Origin of the sequence: Enterobacter chinensis, assembly GCF_034008295.1 — a bacterium.
GTDB lineage: Bacteria > Pseudomonadota > Gammaproteobacteria > Enterobacterales > Enterobacteriaceae > Enterobacter > Enterobacter chinensis.
On sequence record NZ_JARDVI010000001.1, the window covers coordinates 757,071 to 771,510 of the forward strand.

Here is a 14,440-nt window from a genome sequence, read left to right on the forward strand (position 1 = left end):
AGTCCGGTTTTACTGCGCTATTTACTTACCGCGGGTTGACCTTCGCCAGGCTGAACCAGATCCCAACGGCCAGCAGCAGCAACATTCCACCTGCACTTCCCAGCGCCACGCTGTGCGAGGTGATAAACGCGCTTTTCGCCGCCTCAATAACCGACTCCGCCATGGTCGGCGTCAGATCCTGCGCCACCTTCATCGCTTCACCAATGGATGACGAGGCTTTGTCGACGAGAGAAGCATTCAACCCCTGCGGAAGCGCAATCGACGCCGAGAAGCTGCGGGTCAGCAGCAGGCCAAAAATGGCGATCCCCAGCCCGGCTCCCAGTTCATAGGACATGGTTTCAATCGCCCCTGCGGCGGCGGCTTTCTCTTTCGGCGCGGCAGCCATAATTGCGGAGGTCGAAGCCAGCAGCGCGCTGGCGGCACTGAAGCCGAGCAGCACCATCAGCCCCCACGCCTGCCACTGCTGCGTACTGAAGTCGAGCATCGACAGGCCGATAAAGCTGACGGCGCTGAGCCCCATTCCGCCAGCCGCGACGATGCGTAGCCCTAAACGCCCAACCAGCACGCCCGCGATCGGTCCGCTGAACCCGCTGGCGACCATCACAGGCAGCATGAACATTCCCGCTTCAAACGGCGTAAAGCCGTGAACAAACTGCAGCTCCTGGGCCATCAGTAGCTCAAAGCCGACCAGGGCAATCATCGCGGTCATCGCCATCACCACGCCGCTCAAAATGATGCGGTGGCAGAACAGGCGCATGTCGATCATTGGTACGCGGGCGCGAAGCTGAATACGGACAAAGACAAACAGCAGCACCGAGCCGGTAACCAGCGCGGAGATGACCAGCCACGGTGACAGCGCGCCTTTGAGCGCCGTTTTAGCGCTGTAGACCAGCAGCAAAATCGCCACAATCAGCATGATGGCATGGCTGATATTCAGCGGCTGCTCCGGGCGGCCCTGCTGGCGAGGCACAAAACGCGCGGCCAGCGAAACGACGACCAGCACGATCGGCACGTTGATCAAAAACACCGATCCCCAGTAAAAATGCTCAAGCAGCATACCGCCGATCAGCGGACCAAACGCCGCCCCGCCGGAGCCCACCGCCGCCCAGACGCCAAGCGCAATATTACGGTCCCGCGCGTCGACAAACAGCGTACGGATCCCTGCCAGGGTGGCCGGAATGATCATCGCCGCACCGATTGCCAGCGAGGCACGCGCCGCAATCAGCCACCCGGCCGACGGGGCAAACGCCGCCGCCAGGGACGACAGACCAAACAGCGTACTGCCAATCATCAGCAGCCGCTTAAAACCAATCCGGTCACCGAGTGCGCCCATCGGCAGCACCATACCCGCCATCACCAGAGAGTAGATATCGATGATCCAAAGCAATTCATTACCGCTGGCACCCAGCGTCATGCTCAATGTCGGCGCCGCCACGTGCAGCACCGTCGCGTCGATCGCCACCGGGATATACACCAGCACGATAATCACTAACGCTAACCACTGACGAAACATAAATTTCCTTTTCATTTTAAACATGGACACATGTCCAGATTAGGATCCTACGTAAAGTTGAACGAGTGTCCAGCTTTTTGTTACACTCGTTTCGTTCCCATTGAGAGTGAGTAAACATGCGATATCTGAGCAAGGACGAACGGCGGGAAGCCATCTTACAGGCCGCCATGCGCGTGGCGCTGGCCGAAGGACTGGCGGCCATGACGGTGCGACGTATTGCGGCCGAGGCGAAGGTCGCTACCGGTCAGGTTCATCATCATTTCACCTCCGCCGGGGAGCTAAAATCGCTGGCTTTCGTGCGGTTAATCCGCGAACTGCTGGATGCCGATGTCGCGGGCAAACAGGCTGGCTGGCGGGAGCAGCTTCATGCCATGCTCGGCAGCGATGACGGCAGGTTTGAGCCTTATATACGCCTGTGGCGTGAAGCGCAGCTGCTGGCCAGCCGCGATACGGACATTAAGAGCGCCTACGTCATGACCATGGAGATGTGGCACCAGGAAACGGTGGCGCTTATCAGGGCGGGAACGGAGGCCGGGGCATTCAGTCCAGGCGATCGGGCGGAAAATATTGCCTGGCGTTTGATTGGGCTGGTGTGTGGTCTTGACGGAATGTATATCTTAAACATGCCCGAAATGGATGATGCGGCGTTTAACAGCCATCTTGATAAATTAATCTCTCTCGAATTGTTTAATAACACGTCGCAGCAGTGATGTTGCCGGGTGGCGGCTACGCCTGACCCGGCCTCGTTCCGCGTTATCCCAGCCCGTCAAAACTGCAGCATGCCGTGCTGCAGGAGGAAACCCCACCACGGAATGCCGCAAACCATATGGATCAGAAATGTGCACAACGCCACGACGGTGCCGATCGACCACCATGACTTAATGTCGTTATACCCGGCGGCGAAGATAATGGGCCCTGCTGCGCCCCCATAGTGCGTGATACACCCGCCGTAGGAGTTGGAAAACAGAATAGCAAGCGCCAGCAGGACAGGCGCCGTTCCGGTTACCAGACCCACGGTGGCAAACACCGGCACCATGGCCGCGACGTATGCTCCGCCGGAGGCAAAGAAATAGCGAACCAGCACGCTGAGAAACACGATAATCACGATAGTCATATTACCAGCGCTGAGAAAATCCAGATGCGCAGACAGGAAATCAGCCAGCCAGCGGAAAAAACCCTCTTTGCTCAGGGTGGCACTCAGACCAATGATGCCCCCATACCACATCAGGGTATTCCAGCCGCCTTTATTTTTTTGAACATCGCTCCAGCCGATAATATTAAACAGCAGGGCCGCCCCCATCGCGATAATGGCGACGGCGGATTCAGTGAGTCCAAGATGACGTGAGAAGATCCAGCCCAATAATGCGGCGATGAAAATAACCACCAGCCCCTTCTCTTTGAGGCTCATTGCACCGAGGCTTTGAAGCCCGTTGGTCGCAATCGCGACATTATCAATTTCTTTAATTTCCGGAGAGGCAATTCGGTAGCAAATATAGGGAATGATACACAGCATCAATAAACCCAACGGGGCACCCGCCAGCATCCAGCCGATCCAGCTAATATGAATATGGAAAATATCTGAAATGAGCTGAAGCGCTAACGCGTTCCCGGCAAAGCCCGTTAAAAACATATAGCTGGTCGTTTTAGTGACCATATAGACATTAACCATTAAATAACGGCCAGCCTTACACGGCGTCTCTTTTGGCGTTGAGCCCAGTACGGTCGCGATGCTGTTAATAATAGGGAATACCACCCCACCTGCCCGCGCAGTATTTGAGGGCGTGGCGGGTGCCAGCACCAAATCCAGTAAGGCAGTGACATACCCCAGTCTCAGCGTCGTACTGCCAAACTTGAGGATAAACCAGTAGGCAAGCCGTTTCCCCAGACCGGTCGTGACAAATGCCGCGCTAAGCGTAAAGGCGCTGAACACCAGCCATGTGGTGCCTGAGGCGTATCCGCTCAACACATCCATTGATTTGACGGGTGAATCCGGGAATTTTGTTACGGTAAAACAGGTTAATGCAACCGCGACGAGCATGATGACGGGTTCGGGATAAGGTTTAATGACCAGGCCAACGATAGCGGACAAATATATTCCTGCCAGTATCCACGCCTCTTTGGTTAATCCATCAGGCGGAGGAATGAATATTGATAATAATATTATTACGGCAAGTAAGATTGTTTTTAAAACATTGGATTTAAGCATATCTCACCCATGAGAAAAGGGTCCCTGAATGGCAGGGACGGCTCCAGAGAGACGCCTCTGCCGGCTAAATACATTTGCTAAATAAATAATAAGAAACTACAGGCTAACAATCTGGATATTATCACCTTCTGTGTTTTTATATTCTGCCAGGGTGTCAAAACTGAGATAGCGATAGATATTTTCCTGTGCGCCATGAAGTTTATCCGTATAGCTAAAATATTCTTCCACGGTTGGCATTTTACCCAGTATGGCCGCGACGGTGCTTAATTCAGCCGAGGCAAGGAACACTTTGGCATTCGTTCCCAGACGATGAGGGAAATTTCGGGTGGACGTTGATACTACGTGACTCCCTTCGCGCACCCTCGCCTGGTTCCCCATGCAGAGGGAACAGCCTGCGGGCTCGATTCTCGCCCCCGATTTTATAAACTGACTAAAATAGCCCTCACGGGAAAGCTGCCGGGCATCCATTTTGGTGGGAGGCGCGATCCACAACCGCGCCTGGCTTGCACTGGCATCGGCCAGGATTTCACCCGCAGCGCGGAAATGACCAATGTTGGTCATGCAGGAGCCAATGAAGACCTCTTCAACAGGCGTGCTGGCAACGTCGGAAAGTAACCGGGCATCGTCCGGATCGTCCGGCGCGCAGACCACCGGTTCAGTGATTTCATTGAGGTCAATGTCAATGACTGCGGCATATTCCGCGTCAGGATCGGCGGACAGCAGCGATGGGTTAGCCAGCCACGCCTCGATTTCAGCGATGCGACGTTCAAGCGTGTCGGCATTCTCATACCCCTGCTTAACCATCCAGCGCAGCAGAGCCGCGTTGGAACGCAGGTATTGCGCGACATTCTCTTCTGCCAGGCGCATCACGCACGCAGCAGCGGACCGTTCAGCGGAGGCGTCAGCCAGCTCAAACGCCTGCTCTGCACTCAGTGTTTCCAGCCCCTCAATTTCGAGGATCCGGCCCGAGAAAACATTGCGTTTATTCTTTTTCTCGACCGTCAACAGCCCCTGCTTTCTGGCGTAGAGCGGTATGGCATGAACCAGATCGCGCAGGGTGATCCCTTTCTGCATCTCGCCCTTAAAGCGCACCAGCACCGATTCAGGCATATCCAGCGGCATAATGCCGGTTGCGGCGGCAAACGCTACCAGCCCGGAGCCGCCCGGGAAAGAGATCCCCAGCGGGAAGCGGGTATGGGAGTCGGCACCGGTGCCCACCGTATCCGGCAGCAGCATGCGGTTAAGCCAGGAGTGGATAATGCCATCGCCCGGCTTCAGCGCGACCCCGTTACGACGGGTAATAAACTGCGGCAGGGTTTCATGCAGCTGAACGTCGACGGGCTTAGGGTACGCAGAGGTGTGGCAGAAAGACTGCATCACCAGATCGGCCGAAAACGTCAGGCAGGCAAGATCGGTCAACTCGTCGCGCGTCATCCCGCCGGTGGTGTCCTGCGAGCCCACTGTCGTGATCTTCGGCTCGCAATACTGCCCGGGACGGATCCCCGCGACGCCGCAGGCTTTACCCACCATTTTCTGTGCCAGCGTAAAACCGGCTGCGGATGGCGCAGGGGCTGAGGGCTTGCGGAAGACTTCTGAAGGTGCAAGCATCAGCGATTCCCGCGCTTTCGCGGTCAGGCTGCGTCCGATAATCAGCGGGATCCGCCCGCCGGCGCGCACTTCGTCCAGCAGCACCTCGGTTTTAAGCGTAAAGCGGGTCACCAGACGCTGGCTTTCCGTCTCGCGAATTTCGCCTTTATAGGGATACAAATCGATCAGCATCCCGGTCGTCAGCGCGGAGACGTCCATCTCTACCGGCAAAGCACCGGAATCTTCCAGCGTGTTGAAGAAAATGGGCGCGATTTTGCCGCCAAACACAAACCCGCCGTTACGTTTATTCGGCACGAACGGAATATCGTTCCCGATGTGCCATAAGATCGAGTTAGTGGCGGATTTGCGCGATGACCCGGTTCCGACGACATCGCCGACGTACGCCAGCGGCCAGCCTTCCTCTTTTAATTCTGCCAGCTGGCGCAAAGGGCCGCGCACGCCGGGTTCATCCGGCTCGACCCCTTCCCTGACGTTACTAAGCATGGAGAGCGCGTGCAGCGGAATATCCGGACGTGACCACGCCTCCGGTGCCGGAGACAAATCGTCGGTATTGGTCTCACCGGGAACCTTGAACACCTTCAGGGTGATTTTTTCAGGCATCGCCGGACGGCGGGTAAACCATTCGGCATTTGCCCAGGACTGAAGCACCTCTTTTGCCCGGTCGTTACCGCTCATCGCTTTGGCTTCAACCTGGCTGAATTTTTCAAAAATCAGGATGGTAGAAGAAAGCTGCTGTACGGCCAGCGGTGCCAGGCTCGGGTGGTCCAGAAGATCAATCAGCGGCTGGACGTTATAGCCTCCCTGCATGGAACCCAGCAGCGTCGTGGCCGACTCGGGAGAGAGGCCGTTAATACGGTATTCCTGCAATGCCACCTTAAATAAAAATTCGGCTTTTAACTTTGCCGCGGGATCGACGCCCGGGGGAACGCTGTGGGTTAATAATTCTAAGAGAGGATGAGGTGCGGACGCATCGTGAATTAAACGATGAATAAGCGCATCAGTCTGTTCCGCTGTTAAGGGTTTCGCCGGAATGCCCGCCTCTTCGCGTGCGATCAGGTGCTGATTATAATCATCTAACATAGGGTCTCCTGTTAAAGCTAAAGTTGTTCACAAAATTCTGTTAGCCGTTCAAGTCCGTAAGGCCATTCACCAAAACCCGATTCGGCATTAATATGCCCGGCCTCCCCGATATCGATTAAATGGCCCTCCCAGCGTGCCGCCCAGAACTGAGCGCGCGCGAAAGGCATCAGGGGGTCATTTCTGCTGGCAAACATCAGGCAGGGAACCGGCAATGACGCTGGCTGAATGGCCTCTTCAAGGCCGAAAATAGCGGGTTCTGCCGGCGCGACCATCACCACCCCGGCGACGTTTACCCGTCGCGTTTGCAGCAGCCGGCATGACGCCAGCGCGCCAAAGCTATGGCCGACGAGGATGGCGGGCAGCTGGCACGATGCCAGTTCGCGGGTAATGGCGGAGACCCAGTTTTCAATATCGGGCTCAAACCAATTTTTCTGCTGAATCCGCTTCCAGAAAGGAAAACGCCGCCCCCAACAGCTTTGCCAGTGATGCTCATCGCTGTCTCTCAGTCCCGGCACCAGAATTAGGGTATAAACGTTACTGAGCTGCTGCAGGCGTTGTTCAATCATGACGTTTTCCTTTTCGATTATTCGCACGGAAACTGCGACAATAACCATCCAACGGCGATAAGATCTGCGCTCCCACCCGGACTTAAATTCCGGCGAATAAACTGAACGTCCATTCTGGATAAGGCGTTAACTAATTTCTCCGGCGTCAGATGTCTCACGGTTAATAGTCGTCTGGAATAGCGTCTGGCATAATTCAGCCCTTCCGTTCCACCACGTGAAACAAGATTGGTATCCGGGTTCGCCGCCATCAGCCCGAGCAGCATCCTCAGCAGCGCGTCGTCCTCAGAGGCTCCCCGGCGCAGTGCGATGTCAAAGTGAGGCAGGCCAACGTGACGGACGGTGGCAAAACCGCTTTCCGCCTCCCCTCTGGCACCGGTGAAGCCGTACGCTTTGTATTGCTGCTCGCCCTTCGTTTTCGCAACGCCGCGATTTTTCAGCTCCTGTTCAACGATGCCTTTGCAGATTGCGCTACTCTCATCGCACAGGCTGCGTTGCGTGAGGCTTTCTTGCCTTTGCGTCAGACGCCCCGCCGCGGCACACAGCAGCCCCAGAGAGAAGATCCCGCCTTTATGGGTATTCACCCCGCCGGTGGCGTTAAACATTGCCTGTTCGCAGGCCAGACCGGTCGGCCTTATCGCCCGCAGCGTTTGCGGGCCAGCAAGGCGAGCCGTCTCTCTGCCAACGTTAAAGAACGTTGAAAACCAGGGGGCAATCGCCGCGATACTGGTCATGAACAGTGCGAAATTCATATCCTTATGCGCCCCACTGTTTACGCGATCCACCAGACCCGGTTTCGGGGTTAAGCGAATTTCCCGGTACAGGGCCTCGGTAGCCAGCTCCGCGAAGGTGTGCTGAACGTCGGGTGCATTACATCTGGCAAGCGAAGTAGTCATCGGTTAACGCCTCAATTACGCGCGTGAGCTCGGCCTGTGAATGACGTCGCATACGAGAACAAACATGAGCAGGTTCATGACAGATAAAGCATCTGCGCATCGGTTGCTGGATAGCGTTTCTTTTCAGCAGGCCCGCTTTTGGACACAGCACGTCGATATCCCATAAGCGTCCCAGCGGATGGTTATCTTCCAGGTGCGCCGTCACGTGTTTGACCATCCACGCGGGTGCCGCAACCGCCCAGAGCGCTTCCGGCCCCGTGACCAGCTGCAGGATCTGCTGCCGGCAGACCGTCCACTGATGGGTCCGGAACAGGTCCCCGAGCGCGTCATTCGCAGCGGCCATCACCTGTCTGGCCAGCGCGGTATCCTTCACCTCCCCCGGCCAGACCAGCGTGACGGAAACCACCGTATGATCCGACTGAAACAGCCACGCCTGCTGACGACGGGCTCGCTGTTCTCTGGCGTTCAGAACCTGTTCCAGAGAGACCTTCGCGTTCGAGGCTTTATCCATCATGAGAATTACTCCTTAACCTGGCGAACCACATCTATCACGCTGCCGTCGCGGTAGCGCACCACACCGACGATACGGTCAGTAAACTCGACAGGCTTAGGCTCACCCGAGATGAGCAGCGCCTTGCGATACAGCGCATCGATGTCGACGACGGCCAGCCCGGCGTTAATCAGACGTTCACGGATCTCCGGACGCGCCGGGTTAACGGCAATACCGTGATCGGTAACCAGAACGTCGATGCTTTCGCCCGGCGTCACCAGGGTGGTGACCTGCCTGACAACGGTAGGAATTCGGCTGCGGATCAGCGGGGCAACCACGATGGTGAGATTTGCCGCCGCGGCGACGTCGCAATGCCCGCCTGAGGCGCCGCGCATCACACCGTCGGAACCGGTCAGGACGTTGACGTTGAACTGCGTGTCCACCTCCAGCGCGCTGAGAATGACCACATCAACCCTGTCGCAGCAGGCGGCTTTTGCAGCCGGGTTCGCATAGACGTTGGTGGAAATTTCCACATGGCCGGGATTGACCGTCATAGAGGCTGCCGCTGCACCGTCAAAGCTTTGCGTATCGAGGATTTTTTTAATGAGTCCCTTTTGATGCAGATCGACAATGCTGCCGGTGATGCCGCCGAGCGCGAACCGGGCGACAATATTGTGTTTGCGCATACGGGCTTCCATAAACCGCGTACAGGCGGTGGACGCCGCGCCTGAACCGGTCTGAATGGAAAAGCCGTTGCGGAAATAGCCAGAGTGTTCGATAACGTCGGCGGCAGAACGGGCAATCATCAGCTCACGTGGATTACTGGTGACCCTGGCAGCGCCTACGCTGATTTTTGCCGGGTCGCCGACGCTCTCAATCTGCACCACATAGTCAACCCGGTCCTGGACGATACTGGCCGGCAGGTTGGGGAACGGCTTCAGGGTTTCGGTGAGCAAGACCACCTTTTTGGCGTATTGCGCGTCGACCATGGCATAACCGAGCGAGCCGCACTGCGATGTACCGCCGTTGCCGCTGGCATTGCCATATTCATCGCAGCAGGACACCGCCAGAAAGGCGACATCAATAGCAATTTCGCCCTTCTGAATCAGGTTCACCCGTCCACCATGGGAGTGGATCTGTACCGGCTCGTCCATCAATCCGTGTGAAATCGCATCCGCCAGCTCGCCACGCATGCCGGAGGTATAGATTTTGCCAATCACGCCACTGCGAATGTGTTCAATAAGCGGGGCATTGCACGACATCAACGAACTGGACGCGAGCGTGATCCCTTTCAGACCGCGCTGAGCCAGTTTATCCATCACGTAATTAATGACCTTATCACCCTCGCGGAACGCGTGATGAAAGGATACGGTCATGCCGTCATGCAGATCGCAGCGGGCCAGCACGTCGTCTACGCTGGCAAAAAGTTTGCGCTGAGTCTTTTGCTGATGATCAGAAAGGTAAGGCGTCGTCGCGTTAGCGCCGCTGAAGGCGACGTACTCACGACGGGAGCCGGGCATGTGATGCAGAGTTTCAGTGAGGTTTTTCATTATTCATCCTGTCGCTTGCGGTATAAGGGATTACTGGCGAATGCCCGAGGCATTTTTACGTTCGATTACCACGCGGGCATGGTTGATGATTGGCGCGTCGATCATTTTTCCGTTCAGCGAAATCACCCCCAGTCCGTTGCGTTCTCCCTCTTCTGCAGCAGCAATCACGCGCTGGGCGTAATCCACTTCTTCCTGCGTAGGCGCGTAGGCGTTATGAAGAATTTCAATTTGTCGCGGATTAATCAGCGATTTTCCGTTGAAGCCCATCCGGCGGATGAGATCCACTTCTTTGAGGAAACCGGCCTCGTCATTCACATCGGCGTATACCACGTCGAAAGCGTCAATTCCTGCCCCGCGCGCGGCATGCAATACGGCGCACCGGGCATAGAACAGCTCTGTCCCGTCGCCCCGCTCGGTTTGCATATCCATCACATAGTCAAAGGCGGCCAGCGCAATACCCATTAACCGGTCTGAGGATTTCGCAATGGCAACCGCGTTAATCACGCCGACGGCAGATTCGATTGCAGCCATTAATTTCGTTGAGCCAACAGGACGCCCGCAGTTTTCTTCAATGCGGACGATTTCACGTTCAAGTTGATAGATATCTTCCGGAGAGTCAGTTTTCGGCAGACGAATAACATCCACACCTGCCCTGACGGCGGCTTCCAGATCCTTTAAACCAAAAGGGGTATTGAGCGGGTTAATTCTGACAACGGTTTCAATATCGTTGTACATCGGATGTTGCAGCGCATGAAATACCAGAAGGCGGGCGCTGTCTTTTTCTTTCAGCGCAACGGCATCTTCCAGATCAAACATAATAGAGTCTGGTTTATAGATAAATGCCGTCGACAGCATGGCAGCACTTGAACCGGGAATAAATAACATACTGCGGCGTAATTTTTTCATTATAACGTTTCCCATGCAATGTCTTCCCGGGCTGTACCTCTGAGCAATGCAGCCTGCACGCGGGCGCGGATCACGCAATCCAGCGCGCCTTTATCATCAACAACGATCAGCCCCTGCTCGATATTGAACGCAGCAAGCGTTTCATTAACGACCTCTGTAATTCGGTCGCCAAACTGCTTATACACTTCGCTCTGGATGACCACATCCAGCCCGCTTTCGACGGGGCTTACCTTAACCATAAGGTCGCTGGACTCCAGCGTTCCCGCCATCGCGGCTTGCACAATTTTCATATCAGTTTTCCTGTAATAATGCGGTTAAACCGCTGCCGTCAGCGGTTCGGATAAACAAGGCTGATGCTGTAATCCGTTATTCAGAAACGCGCGCGTGGTGGCGGGCACCATGCGACTGGCGGCAGCGATTTTGTTTTCTTTTAATAAACGACGAACGGCTGAAGCCGATACCGGCACATTATTGCCATCCGTTCTTCTTTCTATTTCGTGTACGCTAATGCGGGCCGCCGTGCTCGTTTCTTCTTCCAGCCAGCGATGCATCGCCCGGTTATATTCAGCGGTTAACGGACAGAACGGCTCGGTACCCACGAAACGATGATTAATATTCAACGCGGGTGCGATGTAATTTCTGAACAGCAGGAGATCAATTGCCGCGTAGGTTTTATCAATGACCTGCTTATCTTTCAGGAAATAGCCCGGGAATGTCCCGCGCGAAATAATATACGCCGACCCCGGATGAACGGTGACATTTGGCAGGTGACGGGATCCTTCCCTGACCATCGCGAACCGTTCTTTAAACGAAAATGCGGAGACATCTTCCTGGACCACGAAAACATGTAACGCGTCGCACCGGCTTGCCGCATGCTCAATCAAATATTGATGGCCGAGGGTGAACGGATTGGCGTTCATCACAATCGCGCCAATATTTTTTCCCGGCACGAAATGGTGACGGCGCAGCTGGCTGCAATAACGATGAATACCCACCGGCGTATTCTCCATTAATGACGCACAGTTCTCGACCGTCACCAGCGGATAAAACCCACATCCGCGAAACGACTTCACGTTATCCGGACAGGTAAAAAGAAAGAGTTGATGCTCACCGTTCTGTGCCGCCTGAAGCTCGGCCTCATGGATTAACGTCAGGCTTAACGACGTACCCCGCCACGCGGCATCCACCGCGATGCATTTTAAGGTGTTACCCGCAATGCCGGTGCAGGCGACAAGCTGGCGTTGATAGCGGGCAACAATAAATTGCTCAATATCGTCATCAATGCCTAACCCGTTGCGGGCCAGGAAGCGGGCGACTTCTTCCCTGGACTGGGCGTTACCGGCGTTAATAACCTCAAACTCGGGTGTTCTGGCGGTGTACATCTTCTCTCTCCTGAGCGTCTAGACAGCTAACTCTTCCGGCTGCGGTTGAGCTTCCACAATGGTATTCATCAGGCGACCAATGTTTTCGATTTCGACTTCGACGCGATCGCCATCGTGCATAAACAGAGGCGGATTACGCTTTTTGCCGACGCCACCGGGCGAGCCGGTAATAATGACGTCACCGGCGCTGAGGGAGGTGAACGTGCTGATGTAGGCGATAAGATCCGCCACTTTGTGGATCATGCTGCCGGTCGAGTCATTCTGAACCAGCATGCCGTTCAGCCAGGTGTGAATGGTCAACGCGTGGGGATCGGGGATCTCATCTGCCGTGGTCATATACGGGCCAAAGGCACCGGTTTGCGTCCAGTTTTTACCGGCGGTGAACCAGGCGTGCTGCCAGTCGCGCACGGAGCCATCCATATAGCAGCTGTAACCCGCGACATGGCTGAGCGCGTTATTGACGTCAATTCGGCTGCCGGGTTTACCAATGATAACGGCCAGCTCGCCTTCATAATCGAACTCGCTGGAGAGAACCGGTTTTATCACCGGCCGCGCGTGTCCGGTTTGCGAATCAGGAAAACGAATAAACAGCGTGGGGGCATTATTCGTCTCAGCAAACTCTTTTCTTTTTTCAGCGTAATTCATTCCCACGCAGAAAATCTTTCCGGGCTCTTCTATCACGGGCAAAAAGGTCATGTCTTCAGGCATGATATCCACTGGGCAATCGAGATATTGCCTGGCGACGTCTACTGCATCCCATTGAAGAAGGTCTTTCAATGTCGCATATTGATGGCCGATTTTATTACCCAAATCGATAAAGCCGGATGGTGTATAAATCCCGTAACTTTTACGGCCCTGATGAATATAGCTTGCTAATTTCATGATGATACCCGATTGATATACGTGTTCTTTCTGTGTTCACGCCCCAGGACGTGAACACATTGCCTGACTTTTATTCTGCGGACTGGGCGGGTACCAGTACCGGTTTATTACCGGATGCCAGATACGTCGCCACCACAACGCCAACCCCGAGTAATGCCAGAATAAACCCGGTCATCCCCTGCCAGCCCATTGAATGGAAAACAAAACCGTTAATAAAACCAATAACCGAACCGCCCATGTAGTAGAAGAATAAATAGAGCGCGACGGCCTGACCTCTGGCATGGGTTGCATTTTTACTGACCCAGCTTAAGCCGATAGAGTGGCAGCCGAAGAAACAGCCGGTAAAAATCACAGCGCCAACAATAAAGGTGACGACGTTCGATGTCAGCGTCAGCAGCATGCCGAACGCCATAATCAGGAACAACACACGCAAGACTTTCATTGCGCCATATTTCGCCGATAATCGGCCTGCCTGCGGAGCCGTAAAGAAACTCAGGGCGAAGCTAAAAGAGAGCAGACCTGCATTTGCCGGTGAAATATGGAATGGCTCACCTTTCAGGAAGAAGGCCAGATAGTTATACAGTGAGGTAAATGCGCCGAAGATAATAAAGCTGATGACAAACGCCAGCGCCAGATTTTTATTTTTGAAATGCGATGCCGCCCCTTTCACCATACGCATAGCGTTAAGGCTCTGCGTGGGTGTGAAGTTTTTAGATTCAGGCAGCAGGAACTTCACCAGAACGGCCACCACAATCAAACTGACCGCAAACCCGTAAAAGATGACATTGATTGAAACGTGATCGATCAGCTGGCTGGCAACAATACGGCCGGACATGCCGCCCATCGAGTTACCGAAGACAAAATAGCCCGTCACGATGCCTGCCGCCACCGGCGCAACCTCTTCGCTGATGTAGGCGGTGGCTGCCGCAGCGATGCCGCTCAGCGCCAGACCAATTACCGCACGCAGCGCCACCAGCATCGCCCAGGATTCCACCAGCGGGCAGAGCAGCGTCAGAATACCGCCCAACAGGAGGGAGACGATAATTAACCGCTTCCTGCCATAGTGATCGGATAACGTCCCGGTAAACAGCAATCCAATTGCCAGCAAGGCTGTTTCTGCCGATAAGATAATACTCACCTGGCTGACTGGAACATTATATTCCACTGCAAGCGTCGGAAGCAGTGGCTGAATAAAAAACAGAGAAGCAAGTTCAGCAAGCCCGGATAATGCCAGCGCCAGAATCACGCGAATATACGCACTGGCTTTTACAGGATCGGGGGCTTTCAGGGTATTGTTAGCATGCGTTAACGCCATAATAACCTCAGTATTATAGTTAAGGTACAGAATGTAATTGTTTAAGGCA

General features: G+C 54.9%; 13 protein-coding genes. 1 reads left to right on the forward strand and 12 read right to left on the reverse strand.

Features of this window, described 5'->3' with window-relative positions; translation table 11 throughout:
- Window positions 1–25: 25 nt before the first annotated feature.
- A complete protein-coding gene (locus PYW49_RS03705; protein WP_134350412.1) occupies window positions 26–1,513 on the reverse strand; it encodes an MFS transporter in 1,488 nt (495 codons plus the stop codon).
- Between the two features lie 116 nt (window positions 1,514–1,629).
- On the opposite strand from PYW49_RS03705, the gene PYW49_RS03710 reads away from it, so the two are divergent.
- Window positions 1,630–2,223, forward strand: a complete 594-nt coding sequence (locus tag PYW49_RS03710; RefSeq protein ID WP_320385714.1) for a TetR family transcriptional regulator — start codon at window positions 1,630–1,632, stop codon at window positions 2,221–2,223.
- A 56-nt stretch (window positions 2,224–2,279) separates the two neighbouring features.
- Here PYW49_RS03710 and PYW49_RS03715 read toward each other — a convergent pair whose 3' ends face one another.
- From PYW49_RS03715 to PYW49_RS03765, 11 genes are all read right to left on the reverse strand, one after another.
- Window positions 2,280–3,719: an anion permease gene (locus PYW49_RS03715; protein WP_320385715.1), complete on the reverse strand. Its 1,440-nt coding sequence runs from the start codon at window positions 3,717–3,719 to the stop codon at window positions 2,280–2,282.
- A gap of 96 nt (window positions 3,720–3,815) precedes the next feature.
- On the reverse strand, window positions 3,816–6,407 hold the full coding sequence (gene acnB / locus PYW49_RS03720; protein ID WP_320385716.1) for a bifunctional aconitate hydratase 2/2-methylisocitrate dehydratase: 2,592 nt from the start codon (window positions 6,405–6,407) through the stop codon (window positions 3,816–3,818).
- Between the two features lie 17 nt (window positions 6,408–6,424).
- Window positions 6,425–6,973, reverse strand: a complete 549-nt coding sequence (locus PYW49_RS03725; protein WP_134350421.1) for an RBBP9/YdeN family alpha/beta hydrolase — start codon at window positions 6,971–6,973, stop codon at window positions 6,425–6,427.
- Between the two features lie 17 nt (window positions 6,974–6,990).
- Window positions 6,991–7,866, reverse strand: a complete 876-nt coding sequence (citG, locus tag PYW49_RS03730) for a triphosphoribosyl-dephospho-CoA synthase CitG (protein WP_320385718.1) — start codon at window positions 7,864–7,866, stop codon at window positions 6,991–6,993.
- Window positions 7,841–8,380, reverse strand: coding sequence for a citrate lyase holo-[acyl-carrier protein] synthase (gene citX / locus PYW49_RS03735; protein ID WP_320385719.1), 540 nt, complete (start codon window positions 8,378–8,380; stop codon window positions 7,841–7,843). Before citX ends, citG begins: the two co-directional genes overlap by 26 nt.
- A 5-nt stretch (window positions 8,381–8,385) precedes the next feature.
- On the reverse strand, window positions 8,386–9,906 hold the full coding sequence (citF, locus tag PYW49_RS03740; RefSeq protein ID WP_320385720.1) for a citrate lyase subunit alpha: 1,521 nt from the start codon (window positions 9,904–9,906) through the stop codon (window positions 8,386–8,388).
- Between the two features lie 30 nt (window positions 9,907–9,936).
- A complete protein-coding gene (gene citE / locus PYW49_RS03745; RefSeq protein ID WP_134350425.1) occupies window positions 9,937–10,812 on the reverse strand; it encodes a citrate (pro-3S)-lyase subunit beta in 876 nt (291 codons plus the stop codon).
- The gene (gene citD / locus PYW49_RS03750; protein ID WP_320385721.1) at window positions 10,812–11,102 is read right to left on the reverse strand and encodes a citrate lyase acyl carrier protein; all 291 of its coding nucleotides are present in this window, start codon (window positions 11,100–11,102) and stop codon (window positions 10,812–10,814) included. Before citD ends, citE begins: the two co-directional genes overlap by 1 nt.
- Before the next feature lie 24 nt (window positions 11,103–11,126).
- Complete coding sequence (gene citC, locus PYW49_RS03755) at window positions 11,127–12,194, reverse strand: [citrate (pro-3S)-lyase] ligase (protein WP_134350427.1); 1,068 nt, start codon at window positions 12,192–12,194, stop codon at window positions 11,127–11,129.
- Between the two features lie 18 nt (window positions 12,195–12,212).
- Complete coding sequence (locus tag PYW49_RS03760; protein ID WP_320385722.1) at window positions 12,213–13,076, reverse strand: fumarylacetoacetate hydrolase family protein; 864 nt, start codon at window positions 13,074–13,076, stop codon at window positions 12,213–12,215.
- Between the two features lie 70 nt (window positions 13,077–13,146).
- Window positions 13,147–14,391: an MFS transporter gene (locus PYW49_RS03765; protein ID WP_134350429.1), complete on the reverse strand. Its 1,245-nt coding sequence runs from the start codon at window positions 14,389–14,391 to the stop codon at window positions 13,147–13,149.
- Window positions 14,392–14,440 lie beyond the last annotated feature (49 nt).